This window comes from Mesorhizobium sp. LSHC412B00 (assembly GCF_000503035.1).
In the GTDB taxonomy this organism is placed as follows: domain Bacteria; phylum Pseudomonadota; class Alphaproteobacteria; order Rhizobiales; family Rhizobiaceae; genus Mesorhizobium.
This window is the reverse complement of record NZ_AYWB01000010.1, coordinates 205,080-221,801: the sequence shown is the minus strand read 5'-3', so window position 1 is coordinate 221,801 and position 16,722 is coordinate 205,080. Positions and strand designations below refer to the sequence as shown.

The window sequence follows — 16,722 nt, the reverse complement described above, 5'->3', positions numbered from 1 at the left end:
AAAAGGGCTCCGAGAGGTACGGCGCCCTTTTTTGCCGCGTTTCTTGTCGCCTTTTCGTGAGTCTCACGACAAGGGCGCTCACCGAGAGACGTGGAACCGCGAAAGGTGCCCGTCGTTATCTGGTTCTCGAAATTACATTGGGGGATTAGTTGGACAGAGACGACGCCTCGGCGATCACAACTGGAGTTAGCGGCCTCGACTACATTCTTCGTGGCGGCTACGCCAGGAACCGCTCCCATCTCATCGAAGGGAAACCAGGTTCTGGAAAAACCACTCTTGGCCTCCAGTTTTTGATCGAGGGCGCCAAGAATGGCGAGACATGCCTTTACATCACTTTGTCAGAAAGCAAGCGCGAACTGCTCTCGGTTGCTGGCCGTCACGGCTGGGATCTGAAGGGGGTGCAAATTCTTGAACTTGTGCCGCCGGAGCTCAGTTTCGATCCTGCGCAGCTACAGACATTGATCCATTCCTCGGAATTGGAACTCGGCGAAACCGTGCAGTCTGCCATGGCCGAGATCGGACGCGTCAGACCCGATCGCGTGGTGTTCGATTCGCTCTCTGAAATTCGACTTTTATCGCAAGGGTCACTGCGGTATCGGCGCCAGGTGTTGGCATTGAAGAGCTTCTTCATGCTCAACAATGTGACGGTGCTTATGCTCGACGACCTGACCGCTGAGCAGGATGACCTCAATTTGCATTCGATCAGTCACGGCGTCATTCGGATGGAGCAGCTGTCGCCCGTCTATGGTGGAGAGCGTCGGCGGCTACGCGTGATCAAAATGCGCGGCGTGCAGATCCGGGGCGGCTTTCACGATTTCGTCATTCGCCCAGGCGGCGTTATCGCCTATCCGCGGCTCGTTGCAGCCGAGCATGAGGTGGCCGAGCATGATACGCCGGCCATGAGCAACAACCGGATCGACACCCTGCTTGGCGGCGGGCTGGCCCGTGGTACCAGCACGATGCTGATGGGGCCGTCTGGCGTTGGCAAGTCTACCATTGCCTGCACCTATTGCTATGCCGCACTCGAGCGTGGCGAGCGTGTGCTGGTGCTGTTGTTTGACGAGACAAAGCGCATCTTCTTGGCGCGCGCCGCCGGGCTCGGCATGGACCTGGAGCCGTTTGCCGAGGACGGCACGCTGATGCTTGAATCTGTCAATCCGGCTGAGCTTTCACCAGGCGAATTGTCTTCGCGCATCCAAGCGGCCGTCGAAGAATCCAATGTGCGGATCGTCGTGATCGACAGCCTAACTGGCTATCTCAATGCCATGTCCGAAGAACAACATCTGGTGCTTCAGATGCACGAGATCCTCACCTATCTCAATCAGAAGGCAGTGGCGACGATCCTGCTGTTGGCCAATCACGGGCTGTTTGGGCAAACGGCAGCGCCGGTCGACATGACCTATCTCTGCGATTCCATCATGCTTCTGCGCTTCTTCGAGAACGCAGGTCAGTTGAGACGCGCGATTTCCGTTGTCAAGAAACGTGTCGGCCCCCACGAAGAGACGATTCGTGAGTTTAAAATCGGCGGTAATGGCGTGGCCGTAGGTGAGCCACTGGAACAATTCCGCGGCATCCTGATGGGATCTCCGGAATTTGAAGGCAAGCCGACAGACCTTCTGAGGGATAAGGCGCTGTGATGTCGTCCAGCCCCGCCGTTCTCGTGCTGGCGCCGCTTGGCCGTGACGCGAGGATCGCGGCCTCCATCCTGGCTACAAACCAGATTGCCTCGCGTGTGTGCGGCAGCTTGGAAGAGGCAGTGCCGCTTCTCGACGAGGCTCAGTGCCTTGTCGTGGCCGAGGAGGCCCTGCTCAGTTCCGATCGAACGCAGTTTGCGGCCTGGCTTGAAGCCCAACCCGCATGGTCGGATTTTCCGATCGTGCTTCTGACGATGCGGGGGAACGAAGTCGACACGCGGATGGCATTTCTGGACCGCTATCTGATCGTGCTTGAACGGCCATTTCTGGCTTCGAGCCTCGCCAACTCGGTGCGCTCCGCCTTGCGTGCCCGCGCCCGCCAGCGTGAGGTCCAGTCCTACATCGAACAGAAGCGGGAGGTCGCCGATCGGCAGAAATTGCTCATCCGCGAGCTGCATCACCGCGTCAAGAACACGCTGGCCAACGTTCGCGCCATGATGGGCGCGACGGCCAAGTCGAGCGGCAACGTCGATGATTTCGTACGCGATTTTTCAGCCAGGCTCGTTTCCCTGGCCCAGACCCATTCGATGCTTACCGACGATTATTGGCAGACTGCCTCCCTGCACAAGCTGCTCGAAAGCGAGCTTGACCACTATGAGACGCGCGACAGGCCGCGTATCGTTCTGGAAGGCCCGAACGTAGCGCTAGTCGCCGACATTGCGGTCCCTGTCGGGATGGCTTTCCACGAACTGGCCTCCAATTCGTCGAAGTTTGGCGCGCTTTCGCAAACGGGAGGCCGCCTTGATGTCCGCTGGTCGTTAGGCGGGTCCGGCGATACACAGATCGTCAATCTTGACTGGCGGGAACGAGATGGGCCGAAAGTCGAGCAGCCCAGTCGCCGGGGGTTTGGCACGACACTTCTGGAAAAAGTCGTGACCGTGCAATGCAACGCCAAGATCGAATTGAACTACCATCGTGACGGCTTGCAGTTCACCATGGCCTTGCCGTTGCGAAACACGCGCCTTGTGCCGGCTTACTGAGCGGCAACGGAAAGGCTGGCTGGGCGCCGCGATAGGGATTAACTGAGCGTCACTCGGCAGGCTGGTCTAGCGCTTTAGCCAAAACATCAGTTCCGAAAAAGACCGCCTCTATATCTCCCATATGCCTCTGCAACATTGCGAGAGCTCCGGCGTGGTCTATGCGGCCGACCTTGGTGATGAAGTCGAACTCGTGCCGCGGCGCTGTGACCCGGGTCATGCGTCCTAGACGAAACCTTGGGCTCCCGGAGCGCAGTTTTGTCGCCTTCGTGGTCACCCCCCGCCATTTTGCTCACGATCCTCGTTGATAGCCCGGATGCGCATCTGAATCATCTGCGACCCGTCTGGGTTCCGACTGGCGTCGTAAAAAACCAAGAGGCCCGCAGACAGGCTCGATCGACGGTCAGCTATCCCGAACAGCAAACGAAATCACCCTTGCCTTTGGCCAACCAACTTTCGCCAGATCACCTTCGCAATGGCTGCGGCCCCAGTACGGTCGGACAGCCCGCGCCTCTGGCGGCCGAAGTGAGGCGCCGGGAACATACAACGTCGGTCGTTGTTTCTCTGATCAGGAGGAAAGATGATGGCAGACGATAAGAGCAAGCGTGATTTTCGAGATCGCAACCGTGTATCAGTCGATGAAGATTATGAGGTTGGCTATTTCGCCAAACAGCATCGTATCACGCCAGAACGCGCGAGCTAATCAGAGAACACGGCAACGACCGGAAGAGGCTCGGACGCGAGGCAAGGAAACTCGCTGATACCGGCTGATGGTCGCGACGCATCACGCGGCTTTTCGACGAGCGGGTCTGAAAGGCTGCGCGAGCGTGAAAACGTCTGGCCGGATGCCCGCCTCGACTTGCTTCCATGTGACCAGGTGGGCAATTGGGAAGCCGGGCCGCGCTCGCGGGGAAAAAGCGCCTATTGCGGTATTGCCCTGTCCGTTGCGGAGATAGTCGAGAAAGATCCGGCCTCCTCGGGCTGCGGGGTCAGCTGACAACAGGTATCGGTCAGGATCGGTATCAACCAGACGGTGGGCGAGCGACTTGGCCAGTTTCCGGGCGCTGTCATGGGTCATCTTCGCAACGAGCGGGGCCATCAAGTGGATGCCTTTGCCGCCAGTGACCTTTGGCCAGCTCTCCAAGCCTGCCGCTTCCAAGATGCCCCGTAGCGCCAGCGTGGCCTCGATCACATCGTCCCATGGAACGCCTTCTCCGGGATCGAGGTCGAGGACGAGCCGGTCCGCATGTTCGATGTCATCAATCGTCGCGTTCCACGGATGAAGCTCAACGGCATCCATCTCGACCAAGCCAAGCAGACCATCCATGTCATCTATCCATACCCGAATGCCTTCGCCGCCTTCGCGCTTTTGAACCCGGAGCTGATGTACGGACGCCGGTATCCGAGGTAGCGGTCCCTTGTGATAGAAGGTTGCGCCGGAGGCGTGGCGGACCAGCTTCAGCGGTCGCCGAACCAGATCAACTAGAGCTTGATCAGCGACCCGCCGCCAATAGTCTGCCAGCTCTTCCTTGGAAGGTGCAACCGCATCGGGTAGCAGCTGGAGAATGTTCTCGCGCGGGACGCCGTGTTGGCCTTCCGACCTCCGCTTGGAGGGCGACGGAGGCTTGGGCGGGATTGCCTGAAGGTCCTCGCGGAGTCCCTTGAAGACCGCCTCACGCAAGATGCCCCGGTCCGACACGCCACTGAATTGCACCTCGGCAAGAACGTCTGGTTCGACCCATGTCGCCTTGGGCTTCTTGATCGGCTCCGACAGCGGTGACTTGGCGGTTACAAGCGGATCAAGCCGCTCCCTAACGCGCCGGGCTGCGTCCAGCGTATAGCCGGTCTGGGCCTTCCCGGCATAAAGCAGCCGGTCGCCCTCTCGCCTGCCGATGTACAACGATGCGATGCGGCGCGGCTGCGCGCCAAGTTTCTCGACGAAAGCCACGATTGGAAAAGTGTCGCTCTTGACACATTTGACCTTGACCCAACTGGTCTGGACGCCCGAGCGGTAGTGAGCATCCGCTCGCTTGGATACGATTCCCTCTATGCCCATCCGGCAGGCATGGTCGAACATATCATTGCCGTTCACCTCCAGATGCTCGGCATAAGTCAGGATTGGCTCGGTTTCGGTCAGCAGCTTCTTCAGCGCAGCCTTGCGCTTCACTAACGGTTGTTCCCGTAGATCACGGCCATCGAGGTACAGGAGGTCGAAAGCGTAGAGAGTCATCCGCAGCGAACTTGGGTTGCCCAGCTCACGTTCCAGGGCTTGATAGTCCGGCAGGCCGGTGTCGCCCAGGACGACAGCTTCACCATCGATGATAGCGGATTTGACCGGCAGGCTTGCCGCGGCCTGAACAATCCTCTTGTAACGGTGGGACCAATCGTGGCCGCGACGTGTGAATGCTCGCGCCTTTCCGCCTTCAACGACCAGCTGCGTCCTGTAGCCGTCATATTTGATCTCGTGAAGCCAATCTCCGCCTTCGGGAGCTTTCTCGACCAGTGTGGGCGATTGGAACTCGATGAACGAAAGCCGGTCAATGGCACTGGTCATATGCTCGCGACTCCAGGAATCGCGACTCAAGCCCCAGCGCCCCTGTCGGTTCCGAGCCTTTTAGAAGAATTGCATCGCGACGATTGCTTATCCGCCTCACTTGTTGATGTGACGGCGCAGCAGTCTGATGTTGCGATTGTTCGCCTTAAAATAGACGTCGAAGATCGAGCCGAGAATTGGGACACTTCCTACGAGCGTATCCAGCAGCACGTTGCCTAGCATGCGGGCGACCAACCCATTTCCGGCACCGACGTTTCGAGCTCGCAAGACGATGTAGGCCGAGATAATGCCCGTCGCCGCATCTCCGAGTACGGGAACCAGACCTACGAGCGCATCCAGTCCAAAACGAATTGATGTGCCTGGAATGCGCCAGCGGGAATCGAGTAGCGCGGCCAATAGATCCAACTCGGCAAGTACGTTTGCTGTATGACCACCGTGACCGCCCTGCCCGATCATGCCAACTCGCGCGCCAGTACGATTTAGTATCTCTCCCTGATGGATAGCCGTCACCTTAGATATCGCTTTGACCGCCTGAATTCGCTTGCGTCCTGTGCGATGGCACGTCGTCGAGCAAGGTCGTCTCACCGGAGCTTTTCGGCGCCTCAACGGGCAATTCACCAGTAGGCGTCATCTTGCTGACGGCCTCAGGCAAATCTCGCGTGATCCGGCTTATGAGTTCCTCGCGCGAAAGGCCGGTCTGCATCGAGAGGGAAGTCAGGGTTTCTTCGTCTATGGCTGCTTCCACCTCGCTTGGCTGGATCGGCTCGTTCGGCCCGGTGCCTACCCACGAATCGACCTTCGATCCGGCGCCTGCCCCTCTGAACCGGTCGAGAATATCGCCAAGCGCGGTCCCCGAAACGCCTTTTGAAAGCTGATCCAGAATCCCGCCTTGCGGATCATTTGGGTTGCGATCACCCGCTCCACGGATCATGTCGCCGATCTTGTCGCGATTTTGGTATGCCAAGACGCCGAGCATCGCGATCGCCAATTTTCCCAGGTTAGCCATTGGTACCTCCACTGTTCAATGGACAAGGGCTCAACATCACAAAAGTTCCGACCGGCGACGATCTAATTGAATAAGGGCTGGCGTATCGACACAGACGTGAGCGGTGCTGCCTAACCGGCTTGTTTCCGTTTGCGGTGCGGCTTCGGCCTCGCAGACGCTGATCGTGCAAAGCTCGTTGCCTGCCTGATCGCGCATGCGCACTAACCATCCGGTCATATCGTCATCGCCCGATTACGCAACGGATCGCTTCGGCGCGAGCGGCCTCAAAACTTGGCGTCTCGGCAGGCGGAACCTGGCGAGCCTGGTCGGCGTCGCGATAGTAGAACGTATAAGCGAGATGGATCCCGCGCGCTGCCTTAGAGTATGGAACTACCACCCTCATCTTTGACGGGGGTTTGGCCAAACAGCGAACATCGGCTAGGCCTAAGACGATCGATCGAGGTCGACTCGCGCGACGGCGTAGGCGCCAAGCGAGATGCTTTGATCATCCAGCGGTCTTGCGGAACTTTCCATGAAGTCGGGATCGGTTGCCGCCCGCTCGAACTGCTCGGCGCCGAGAAGAGCAATGCGGGCGCTGCTCGGCGAATCCGAAAGCCTCACAGATTGCGTCTTGGCGGTAAGGTTAGCGACCCACAGGGTCACGCGGCGACCTTTTTCAGCCGCGATCGTCACGACGCCGTCACAGCCGGAAGTTCCTACGGACAGCAAGGTGGCTCCGCCGAGCTTTGAGAGACCAGCCAAGACATGGAAAGCGGGATAGACCGTTGGGCCATCCTGCTGGTCATACCATGGCTGCACGAAATCAGCCTTCCTATGGATTTGGCCAAAGGGGCCGGCGAAGTCACCGAACGCGACGGCATCGATTCCTTCGCGAGCGCAGGCCGCGAAATATCCGACAGTCCAAGCCGCATTGAACAGCCCGCGCTGACGAGGATCAATGCGCGATAGACAGACGCGAGCGTTCGCTTCATTCGGCGTAGTGGATTTTCCGTATGGGTTCTCACGGCAGCCGAGCTGGATGGGACCGATACGCAGTGGCAAGCGTTCCCCCATGAAAGCATGCGCGGAGCGGATTAGATGGGGGATTGCCTGAAGTGTCTCCATCACCGAGACATCATCTGCGGCGTGCACGCTGGGACAGGTGGTGAAGGTCACGTAGTCGAGCGCTTCGGCTGGCGGACGCTTGCGGTTGAGTTCGGTGAAGTAAGCGGCCATGCCGCCGCCCAGCGCGATGCCCGGGAAAGCCCGGCGAGCGGCGGAGTAGCTTTCGTGGAAGCTGGGCATAGTCGGCCACGGTGCTCCCGGCTGTACGGATGTCATGTCCTGCGCCGGAAAGACGGAGACAGCTTCTAGTTTGAGGCCGAGTGAGTGGACAGCATCCGCGACCGGCGCCAATTCGCCGAATGGATCGCGCGTGCCCTTGGTGATAATCTCGAGGACCACTCCAGCGCCGGTCAGCCGTGCGAGCGCGGCGTAGCTTTCTAGTTCGTCCTGGCCGTGTGCGATCCGGAGATCGACCTGGCAGACCATCCACTGGGGAGCCATTCGTCGTAGGAGCTCGGGGGTTTCGAGCGCGTGCTTTGCCTCGTCGGCGGCGACGCCGACGCCAGTGCGGGGCACTCGGCCGACCGGTCCGCCGATCGTCAGGTTGATGAGTGGATTGCGATTTTCAGACGTCCCGGCAGGGAGCGTTCCTGACACGTGAAGCCGGACGGCCTGCGTGAATTTCTGGCCCCTGGGCAGTCTGTAAGGCCACGGGCGACGCAGAGGGCGGACATATGTTTTATACGAGGCGTCAGACCAATTGCGTTGGTCCTCCATCTCAAAGGCATCACCCTCCATGGTGCATGTCGCCCAGATCCCAGGCGCGATCTCGTGCGACAACGCCCGGATGTCGGTGAACGGACATTTTGGATCGATGTGGTCCGGCAAGAACGATAGCTCGTCGTGACCATCCTCATGCAGCACCTTTATCGGCTTGCCGGCTAAGCCCTCGATCGGATGAAGGACGACGAAGCCGGTCCGATTCGTCAAAAGGTCGGTCTCGGGCTCTGCCTCCGCCACAAACGACAGCGCACCATCGCCACGGCCTGAGACGCGCGCCCGGTAAATCAGGCGGCCGGATGTTGCAGCACATGTTGCACGGTATTCAATGGCGAACGCATCCGGCCTCTCGTCGATCCGCAGATCATCGAGAACGGTGGTACATGTTCCCCAGTTTTCGTCCCGTACAAGAAACGAGATTCCGCGCAAGACCTCGATCGTCCCAACGTGGATGTAACGCAACGCCCCATTGTCGAACGCGACCGACAAGGATCCGGCGCGCAGCGTGCGCAGCGGTGCCTCGAGCTCTTCGGTGCCACACAAGCGGACTGCCAGGGAAGCTGCCGAGGTCAAATTGCGCGCTCCGTCGTGGCGTCGAAGATCGAGGCCCGGTTCATGTTGATGTCGATCGCAAGCTTCTCGCCCGGACGGCTGACATCGTGCGCCTGCAGCTCAGCCATCACCGGCGCGCCGGCCAGTCGGAATGTCGCGTAACTGCGCGAGCCGGTCGGCTGCAGCAGGTCGATCGTTGCCTCATAGCGAAACGTGCCCTGCTCCGGCGTTGCAGTGTGCGCACGAGTGACGTGTTCTGGCCTCAACCCGAGCAGCACCTGCTGTCCGTCCGCGACGCCCTTCAGCCCCCTGCCGCGCGCTAAAGGCAGCAGTGCATCCGCGAGCCGGATGGCAGCGGCGCCTGCGTCCAAGGCAAGGGTACCTGGCAGGAAGCTCATCCGCGGCGAACCCAGGAACCCAGCGACGAACGTTGAGGCCGGGTGCTCGAACAACTCGAGTGGCGCGCCCTGCTGCTCTATCAACCCGTCGCGCATCAGNCGCGCATCAGCACGATGCGGTCAGCCAACGTCATCGCTTCGATCTGGTCATGGGTGACGTAGATCATCGTTGTCGCAATGTCCTGGTGAAGGCGTTTGATTTCGCCGCGCATTTCGTCGCGAAGCTGTGCGTCGAGGTTGGACAGCGGCTCGTCGAACAAAAAGATGCGCGGGTTGCGGACTATGGCGCGGCCGATGGCGACGCGCTGGCGCTGGCCGCCGGATAATTGGCGCGGAAAACGCCCCAGCAAGGGAGTGATGCCAAGCATGCGTGCCGCCTCGGCCACGCGCACCTCGACCTCTGGCTTCGGCATCTTGCGAGCCTTGAGGCCGAAGCCAATGTTCTTGGCCACGCTCATATGCGGATAGAGCGCATAATCTTGAAACACCATTGCCACGTCGCGATCGCGCGGCCGGAAATCATTGACCACCTCGCCGCCGATCTCGATCGTGCCTTCCGATATCTCCTCCAGGCCGGCGATGGTCCGGAGCAGCGTGGACTTGCCGCAGCCGGACGGTCCAACCAGAACGGTGAACTGGCCGTCGCGAATGTCCAGGTCGATGCCGCGCACGGCATGGAACGCGCCGTAGCGCTTGTGCAAGCCGGTAATTTTGACTTCGGCCATGCGGGAGCTTTCCTAACCGCGAACGGCGCCGAGCGTCAGCCCGCGCACCAGATGACGTTGAGCAAGGACCCCAAGGGCGATCGATGGCACAAGGGAGACGATGGCAAGGGCCGCGGCTTCGCCATATTGCGCGCCCTGGAAGCCGATGAAGGCGCGGAAGACCGTTGGCAGTGTAAAGGCAGTTCGGCTGGTCAAGATCAGAGCGAAGAAGAACTCCGTCCAGCATGCAATGAAGGCGAAGACAGCCGCCGCGACGATGCCCGGTGCTGCGAGCGGCACGGCAACGCGCCAGAACGCCTCCCATCTCGTGCAGCCATCGACGAGGGCCGCCTCCTCCATCGACTTCGGCATGCCGCGGAAATAGGCGAACATCATCCACACCGAGACCGGCAGCGTGAAGACCGTATAGGCGATGATCAGGCCGACATGAGTGTCGTAGAGCCCGACCTGGCGATAGATCAGGAACACCGGCAGCACGATCCCGATCGGCGGCAAAAAGCGCTGCGACAGCACCCAGAAAGACAGATGCTTGCCGCCGGTGTCGTAGCGCGCCAGGCTATAGGCCATCAGCGTGCCGAGCAGCGCCGAAAGCACCGTGGCCGAAAGCGAAATAATCAGGCTGTTGATGAGCCCGTCGAGACCACGATAGGCGAACAGCGCAGCTTTGTAGTGGACAAGCGTCGGAGCGGCGGGGAACCAGACAGGCGGTACGGTGAGGTAGTCGTCGCTGGGCTTGATGGAGGTGTTGAACATCCAGTAGAGCGGCCAGAGCACGAACACCAGGAAGAACCCCAGCAGCAGAATTCGGCCGATCGGCAACGACCGGCGTTTCCTGCGGCGGGCGGGCGCGACGGCGGCCATCAGACCGGTTCCACCTTCAAGAGCCGACGCACCAGCAACGTCACGATGAGCGCCGTAAAGATCAGGAACAGCCAACTTCCTGCTGTTGCCTGCGACAGATGAAACTGCGTGAAGCCTATGGTATAAAGATAATAGGAGGCCGTGTAGGTTTGTGTTCCTGGGCCACCCCCTGTCATGATGAAAATGGTATCGAACATACGGATTGCGTCGAGCAGACGGAAGGTCAGCGCCAGCAGCATCATCGACCCGAGATGCGGGAGCGTGATCGCCCAAAAAACCTGCCAGGCGTTGACGCCGTCGAGTTCTGCCGCCTCATAGAGATTGGGTGGGATTGCGGTCAGCCCGGCGAGCAGGATGACGAACATGAACGGCGTCCACTGCCAGACATCGGCGATGATCAGCGAGACGTAGAGCCACGGGCGCTCCGTCATCCAGCCGATCGTAACCTCCTGCCCCAATAGTTGCGTCAGGACATAGTTGGTCGGTCCAAAAGGCCGCTGTAAGAGCAGCGTCCAGGCTTGGCCAACGATGACCGGGCTGATGAACAGCGGCACGATCAGGATCGACATGATCACACCGCGGCCCGGAAAGCTGCGCACCATTGTCAGCGCCACCAGGAGGCCGAGAACGAATTCTATAGCGACGCTGATGCCCGACAGCGATGCTGTCAGCAACAGGGACCAACGTGCTACGGGATCGAACACGACCCGCTCGAAGTTCTTCAATCCGACAAAGGCGTGGCCCGGCACCTGGAAGTCGTAGTTGATGAAGGATACCACCAGCGAGAACAGAAGCGGATAGATCGACAGTGCCAATATCAGCAGCACAGCGGGGCCGACCAGCAGCCACTTGAAATGACGGTCTGCCCATTGGGCAAAGGCAGACAGCCGGGGCGGTGCGCCGGCGGCCTTCAAATGACGGATCGTGGCGGTGGGCTGCATAGGCGTATCCTATCGCCGCTTAGCGGGGAGGTGTTGCGAGCCAAGCGCCCGCAACACCAATTGCTCCAGAGAGTCCGCCTCCCTTCAGAGGGTGACCGCCATGCCAAGTTTTTCCACCGTGTTGTCGGCGGTGGCGCCAGGCAGTTTCAAGAACTCGGTGTAGAAGCCCTTCTGCGAATCCACACCCAGTCGGTCGGTCGTCTCGTTCCACTCGGCGGCCGCCGTTTCAAGCGACGCCTTCGGATCCGCACCAGCCCACACCGCCGTGCACATGCGATCGATGCTCAAGAAGTAGTCCTGCGCGCCTGGCATGATCGGGTCGAGCAGACCGACGTTTGCCGAGTTGTTGAGGTTGGCAAGGTACTCCTTGGCACTCGGGAAGAGCGCGCCGTAGAGCTCGGACTTGAAGTGCGAGATGCGGTACGGGTCGCGTAGCGCGTAGGGCAGCATGCAACGTGCCAGCGAGACGGGTGGCGAGCATACCCACTGCATGAACAGATACGCCGCCTCAGGGTTGGGCGAGTCGGCCGACAGTGCCTTGTTGTAGCCGGTGGCATGTTCCGGATTTCCCGGAACCACGGCATAGCCGACCTTGCCGGCGATTTGGGACTGCGGAATGAAGTTGATTGCCGTGGCCGACTGCGAATAGTTCGCCGCCATACGGCCGCTAGGAGGCCAGGAATAGATCATCGCGACTTTGCCGGTCAGGAAAGCCGCCCACAAGGAGACGGCGTCGAGCTCGTTGTTGCCGGGGATCGAGGCCTTGTTTGCGGCGAGCATGTTTGTCAGCGTCTTGACGCCGGCATCCGAAACCAAACCTGCCTTCATGTCGTCGCCGAAGAGTTTTCCGCCGTTGGCCCGGTACTGCTGCAGAAAGTCGAACTGATTGCCGGGGCTGCCCGCCTTGCGGAAATGTCCCGCGCCATAGACCTTTGGCGCCATCTGGTCAGTGATGAACTGGGCGATCTGGGCATATTCTTCCCATGTCTTGGGCGGTCCAAGCTTGGTGTTGAACTTCGCCTGGTAAGCCTCCATCATTTTCGGATCCTCGAAAATGTCCTTGCGGTAGTAGAGAGCGAACATGTCGCCGTCGTCGAAGAACCCCCAGATCTTGCCCTTGTAGGTCGGCAGCGCCTTGTACAGGGGATGATAGTCCTCGAGGTCTGCCGGGTTCATGTATTTGGCGATGTAGTCGTCTAGCGGGGCGATGACGCCGCCATCGGCAAGCGACGGCGTCCAGGCCGGCGAGATGTCGAGGACGTCATAGGCACCCGAGCCGGCGATGTGCTCGGCGACCGCCTTGGAGTACTGGTCCGGGTTCGACAGCTCGACGACATTCGACTTCATCCCGGTAAGCTGCTCCCACATTGGCCCGCTGAAATTGCGCGGGTCGAGTGCCTGCAGGCCAGCCTCGTAGGTCATGTTGAGGGTGACGCCCGAATGCGCCTTGGCCGCCTCCGCCGCGCGAAAGGCGGAACCGTCCGCAGGCCCTTCCTTCGATGCTTTCAGGGCTGCGGCCTGCGCCTGGCCGAGCGGCGACGTGCCGTCCGCCAATTCCAATGTTTGCTGCGCCAGGGCCCAATCGGTCATCATCCCCAGCAGCGGGCCGGACACGGCCAACATGCCGGTCATCTGACCGAAGCGGGTGATGAAAGTTCGGCGGGTGGTTTCGCCGCGCATGAAGGCGTCGACCTCTGCTTCGAGACCTGCCTGAAAGTCACGTTTTTCACGATCGTTCATAGTGCTTGGTCCTCCCATTTTCCTTTTGCTTCACTCGTCCGCCGGCGCAGCGGTCAAGCATTTCCTCCCGTAAGGTCGCCGCAAACAGGCCGCGGCGGCGCGCCGAAAATCAGTGTCCTCCTAGGTTCCAAAGCGGGCGGCGAGCCCAGACAGCCTGGTCTTCCACAGCTCGCTCGAAAGCACCTCGCGATTGACCACGCCGCGCGGCTCGCGACCGCGCTGCACCTCCATTACCGCTTTGACGTCCGCGGCACCGTTGCCGGCAAAGCACTGGTCGGTCCAGCAAAGCGCGTGCGGCGCCAGGATGACATTGTCGAGTTTGAGGATCGCATCGTCTGCGTCGGGAGGCTCTTGTTCCAGCACGTCGAGACCGGCGCCGGCGATGCGGCGCTCCTGCAGTGCTTGCGTCAGAGCTTTCTGGTCGACGATCGGGCCGCGCGCGGTGTTGATCAGGTAAGCTGTCGGCTTCATCAGGGCGATCCGCTCGGCATTGACGATGTGGTGGGTCTGGGACGACAGGGGGCAACTCACCGACAGCACGTCGGCGCGGCGAAACAGATCCTCCAGCCCTACCAGCTCGACGCCCAGGTCGGCAGCGACCCCCTTGTCGGCAAACGGGTCATGGGCAATGAATTGCATGTCAAAGGGCTTCGCCAAGCGGAAGACCTCGGCACCGATGTTGCCGATGCCCAGCGACCCAAGCGTACGCCCGACGAGGCCGACCCCCATATGTTCGGAGCGCTTCTCAAAACCAACAGACCCTTTGCGGGTGAGCGCGTCCTTTGTCAGCAGCTTGCCGGTCAGCGCCAGCATGAAGGTGACGACGGATACGGCGACGGGCCGTCGCACGCCATCGGGCGTGATGACCAAGGCAATACCGGCTGCGGTGCATGCCTCAACGTCGACAGTGTCGTAGCCGACCCCGAAGCGGGCTACGACGGCCAGGCGGCCGCTCCTCGGGACACTCGTGGCATCGAAACGATGGGCGAGGAGGATCAGCGCATCGAAATCCTCAAGTTGGTCGGCGCGAAGCGGACTGTTTGACTCCAGGAACACCATCTCGACAGCTGTCGCATTGCGCAGCGGCTCCAGATCGAAATCTGGGTAGGTCGGCGAGCCGTCCGGCCTGCGGAAATCACCGGAAAGCGCCACCCTGAATTTCACGCTGTCCATCGTCTCCTCCGTTCCTATTGGCACCCGGCCCGGATCTTGGAAACCGCGTCGGCGATCGCGTCGTGCAGGACCCAAACGTCGCCTGAATAACAAATGAAATCGAAGCCCTGTGCGTAGAACTCGTGTCCCTGGGCGACGTTGGGCACCAAGCGTCCAAGCGATTTGTTGTGCTTCTTGGCGGCGGCAACGATTTTGGCCATTGCAGCAGTGAAAGTGGGGTGGGCGAAGTCGCCAGGAATGCCGAGCGAGACGGACAGATCGAAATGTCCGACCCACAGACAATCGACCCCGTCCAGTCCCGCGATGCCGTCAATGTTCTTGACGCCGTCGGCGGTCTCGATCAGGCAGATGAACGTCGAGCGCTTGTTGGCGGCCTCGAATTTGTCAGCGACCGAGCCCGGACGGTAACGGTCATGAGCGATCTGCAGCGCCACGCCGCGGGCGCCGGCAGGGTGGTATTTCATGGAGTTGATGATGTGCTGCGCCTGTTCGACGCTGCTCACCATCGGCGCGATCAGGCCTTCGGCGCCCATGTCCATGGCGCGGGCGAGGAAATGGTAGTCCTGCGACGGGACACGCACCATGACCGGCAGATCGGCCGCCTCGAAATAACGGATCGCACTCTTCAGCGTTTCCAAGCTAAATCCCGAATGCTCCATGTCGAAAAAGACGAAATCGCAGCCAGCGGACTTCAGGATGTGACCGATTCCCGGCGTGGCGAACTCGGCGACGAGCGTACCGAGCTTGACCCGCCTGTGAGAAGCTAACGCCCTGAGACTTGGCTCCGACATGCACTTCCTCCCGTTCGCCCCAATGGGCCAATCCGCCTATGTTCGCTTCAATGCGTGGCTTCAAGAACGAGGTCGCAGGTCGTCACCAACTTGGTCACGACGAGCGGCGCGCTCTGCGTATTGAATTCGTCGAAATGAGCGGTGCGGCAGTGGTCCTCGAATGCGGCCTCGCTATCGTAAATCTCATAGAGCAGGACCCGATCCAGTTCGCCGCGCGCCTCCGTCACGTCAAAGCGGCGACAGCCGGCCTCGGTGCGCATCGAGGCGGTCGCATTGGCGTCGACAAGTTCTCGGAATCTGTCCCGGGCACCAGGCCTCAGGCGGAAATCGACCCAGACGACAAATCCGGTCATCACTTGGGCCTCGCAAGTTGCAGATACCGCTTGGCCACATATTCGAGATGGCTGCGCATGGCCGTCTCTGACGCGTCTGGATCGCGCGCGGCGACGGCCTCGAAGATTTCGCGATGAGCCTGGTAAGCCTTGCGGTCTTCACCCTTGGCCAATGTGGTGCGACGCTGTTCGAGCAACCATTCAGCCAAGGCCGCGTGAATAGCTGTAAAGATCCGATTGCGGGTGATTACCGCCAGCACGTAATGGAAGTCTACGTCCGTGCGCTCGAAGCGCGCCAGATCGCCGATCGACTGCCGGTTGAGTTCGAGCGCCTCCTTGAGGCTGTCAATGTCTTCCGGGGTAGCATGCACAGCGGCGTTGCGGGCAAGACCGACCTCGAAAAACAAGCGCGCGCTCTGGAAGTCGTGAACGCCTCCCGGCGCCGAAATCATGTGCCGAGCCGGCCCTGAAAGGGCGTCAATCACGAATTGAGGAGTGGGTCGAGTGACGCGGGCACGCTCCCCCGATTTTACCTCGACAAGGCCCATTTTGCTAAGATGCAGCAGCGCCTCACGGATGGAAGGCCGCCCTACCCCGAACTGCCGCATGAGTTCCCGTTCAGATGGGAGACGGTCGGCTTCGGCCAACTCTCCCTCTCGGATCATCCGTTCGAGGTGCGCTGCCACCTCGTCCGAAAGCTTCCGCTGCTTGATCAGAACTCCGATCATGTGGCATACCTGTTATACCAGTCAGGTACGTTATGATCCCATAGCACCCTTGTCAACGATGTCTAAGCATCCGGTAGCCGAGCCGTTTAATCACTCCGCCGATGTCGAGGCGTCCTTTGCACACGCCTTCAACGTCTTCACCAAGGATATCGGTGACTTGAGGAGCGCGAGCACACTCTGCTCGGTGTTCCGATCGGGGACCGTCTTCGAACCCTGGGTCGGGTGGTCAGTTTCAACTGCGGTGTGGACCGCAGTGAGTGCCACCGGGCCGTGTGCTGGCCGAGACCTACCCAACCGCCTGCTTATGAGCCGCAACATGAGCCCTCGATGGCAAAGTAGACCTCGACCTGAGCAAGACCAGCGAATGGAAGTGGGTTCACAGCCGAGGCGGAAAACGCGAACTCTCGCTGGTGGACCCATTTGGCA

Annotated in this window: 14 protein-coding genes and 1 pseudogene; 3 read left to right on the top strand and 12 right to left on the bottom strand. The window is 60.5% G+C overall.

What is annotated here, in order from left to right; translation table 11 throughout:
* Positions 1–149 precede the first annotated feature (149 nt).
* The 3 genes from X757_RS145300 to X757_RS1000000169555 all read left to right on the top strand — a co-directional run bounded on the left by X757_RS145300 (position 150) and on the right by X757_RS1000000169555 (position 3,374).
* A complete protein-coding gene (locus X757_RS145300) occupies positions 150–1,637 on the top strand; it encodes an ATPase domain-containing protein (RefSeq protein WP_023669465.1) in 1,488 nt (495 codons plus the stop codon).
* A complete protein-coding gene (locus tag X757_RS145305) occupies positions 1,637–2,674 on the top strand; it encodes a sensor histidine kinase (RefSeq protein WP_031199112.1) in 1,038 nt (345 codons plus the stop codon). The genes X757_RS145300 and X757_RS145305 overlap by 1 nt, the downstream gene beginning before the upstream one ends.
* Positions 2,675–3,254: 580 nt before the next feature.
* Positions 3,255–3,374 carry a DUF3606 domain-containing protein gene (locus tag X757_RS1000000169555; RefSeq protein WP_306413631.1) on the top strand — a complete coding sequence of 40 codons (120 nt, stop codon included), beginning with the start codon at positions 3,255–3,257 and terminating at the stop codon, positions 3,372–3,374.
* A gap of 81 nt (positions 3,375–3,455) precedes the next feature.
* Here X757_RS1000000169555 and ligD read toward each other — a convergent pair whose 3' ends face one another.
* The 12 genes and pseudogenes from ligD to nanR form a co-directional block, all read right to left on the bottom strand.
* On the bottom strand, positions 3,456–5,225 hold the full coding sequence (ligD, locus tag X757_RS145310; RefSeq protein ID WP_023726883.1) for a DNA ligase D: 1,770 nt from the start codon (positions 5,223–5,225) through the stop codon (positions 3,456–3,458).
* 96 nt (positions 5,226–5,321) lie between these two features.
* Complete coding sequence (locus X757_RS01000000164990) at positions 5,322–5,681, bottom strand: DUF4112 domain-containing protein (protein WP_023669460.1); 360 nt, start codon at positions 5,679–5,681, stop codon at positions 5,322–5,324.
* A gap of 55 nt (positions 5,682–5,736) precedes the next feature.
* Positions 5,737–6,231 (bottom strand): YidB family protein, encoded by a 495-nt coding sequence (locus X757_RS145315; RefSeq protein WP_023669459.1) that lies wholly within the window; start codon positions 6,229–6,231, stop codon positions 5,737–5,739.
* Positions 6,232–6,654: 423 nt separating this feature from the next.
* Positions 6,655–8,628: a hypothetical protein gene (locus X757_RS145320; protein WP_023726881.1), complete on the bottom strand. Its 1,974-nt coding sequence runs from the start codon at positions 8,626–8,628 to the stop codon at positions 6,655–6,657.
* Positions 8,625–9,730: pseudogene (locus tag X757_RS01000000164985) on the bottom strand (ABC transporter ATP-binding protein). Before X757_RS01000000164985 ends, X757_RS145320 begins: the two are co-directional and overlap by 4 nt.
* A 12-nt stretch (positions 9,731–9,742) precedes the next feature.
* Positions 9,743–10,591: a carbohydrate ABC transporter permease gene (locus X757_RS145325; protein WP_023827582.1), complete on the bottom strand. Its 849-nt coding sequence runs from the start codon at positions 10,589–10,591 to the stop codon at positions 9,743–9,745.
* Complete coding sequence (locus X757_RS145330) at positions 10,591–11,532, bottom strand: carbohydrate ABC transporter permease (protein WP_023700503.1); 942 nt, start codon at positions 11,530–11,532, stop codon at positions 10,591–10,593. Before X757_RS145330 ends, X757_RS145325 begins: the two co-directional genes overlap by 1 nt.
* Before the next feature lie 84 nt (positions 11,533–11,616).
* Positions 11,617–13,272 (bottom strand): extracellular solute-binding protein, encoded by a 1,656-nt coding sequence (locus X757_RS145335; RefSeq protein ID WP_023689443.1) that lies wholly within the window; start codon positions 13,270–13,272, stop codon positions 11,617–11,619.
* A 120-nt stretch (positions 13,273–13,392) separates the two neighbouring features.
* Positions 13,393–14,445, bottom strand: coding sequence for an NAD(P)-dependent oxidoreductase (locus tag X757_RS145340; RefSeq protein ID WP_023689444.1), 1,053 nt, complete (start codon positions 14,443–14,445; stop codon positions 13,393–13,395).
* A gap of 14 nt (positions 14,446–14,459) precedes the next feature.
* Positions 14,460–15,236: an HpcH/HpaI aldolase/citrate lyase family protein gene (locus tag X757_RS145345; RefSeq protein WP_023726880.1), complete on the bottom strand. Its 777-nt coding sequence runs from the start codon at positions 15,234–15,236 to the stop codon at positions 14,460–14,462.
* A gap of 47 nt (positions 15,237–15,283) precedes the next feature.
* Entirely contained in the window at positions 15,284–15,589 is a 306-nt protein-coding gene (locus tag X757_RS145350) for a putative quinol monooxygenase (protein WP_023669450.1), read from the bottom strand.
* Positions 15,589–16,296, bottom strand: a complete 708-nt coding sequence (gene nanR, locus X757_RS145355) for a transcriptional regulator NanR (RefSeq protein ID WP_023682279.1) — start codon at positions 16,294–16,296, stop codon at positions 15,589–15,591. Before nanR ends, X757_RS145350 begins: the two co-directional genes overlap by 1 nt.
* Between the last annotated feature and the right edge of the window lie 426 nt (positions 16,297–16,722).

Excerpts from the sequence above, each read along its gene's own strand:
- X757_RS145345 (WP_023726880.1), bottom strand. The coding sequence starts at position 15,236 with ATGTCGGAGCCAAGTCTCAGGGCGTTAGCTTCTCACAGGCGGGTCAAG.
- ligD (WP_023726883.1), bottom strand. The coding sequence starts at position 5,225 with ATGACCAGTGCCATTGACCGGCTTTCGTTCATCGAGTTCCAATCGCCC.
- X757_RS145330 (WP_023700503.1), bottom strand. The coding sequence starts at position 11,532 with ATGCAGCCCACCGCCACGATCCGTCATTTGAAGGCCGCCGGCGCACCG.
- X757_RS145350 (WP_023669450.1), bottom strand. The coding sequence starts at position 15,589 with ATGACCGGATTTGTCGTCTGGGTCGATTTCCGCCTGAGGCCTGGTGCC.
- X757_RS1000000169555 (WP_306413631.1), top strand. The coding sequence starts at position 3,255 with ATGGCAGACGATAAGAGCAAGCGTGATTTTCGAGATCGCAACCGTGTA.
- X757_RS145305 (WP_031199112.1), top strand. The coding sequence starts at position 1,637 with ATGTCGTCCAGCCCCGCCGTTCTCGTGCTGGCGCCGCTTGGCCGTGAC.
- X757_RS145315 (WP_023669459.1), bottom strand. The coding sequence starts at position 6,231 with ATGGCTAACCTGGGAAAATTGGCGATCGCGATGCTCGGCGTCTTGGCA.
- nanR (WP_023682279.1), bottom strand. The coding sequence starts at position 16,296 with ATGATCGGAGTTCTGATCAAGCAGCGGAAGCTTTCGGACGAGGTGGCA.
- X757_RS01000000164990 (WP_023669460.1), bottom strand. The coding sequence starts at position 5,681 with ATGATCGGGCAGGGCGGTCACGGTGGTCATACAGCAAACGTACTTGCC.
- X757_RS145325 (WP_023827582.1), bottom strand. The coding sequence starts at position 10,591 with ATGGCCGCCGTCGCGCCCGCCCGCCGCAGGAAACGCCGGTCGTTGCCG.
- X757_RS145335 (WP_023689443.1), bottom strand. The coding sequence starts at position 13,272 with ATGAACGATCGTGAAAAACGTGACTTTCAGGCAGGTCTCGAAGCAGAG.
- X757_RS145340 (WP_023689444.1), bottom strand. The coding sequence starts at position 14,445 with ATGGACAGCGTGAAATTCAGGGTGGCGCTTTCCGGTGATTTCCGCAGG.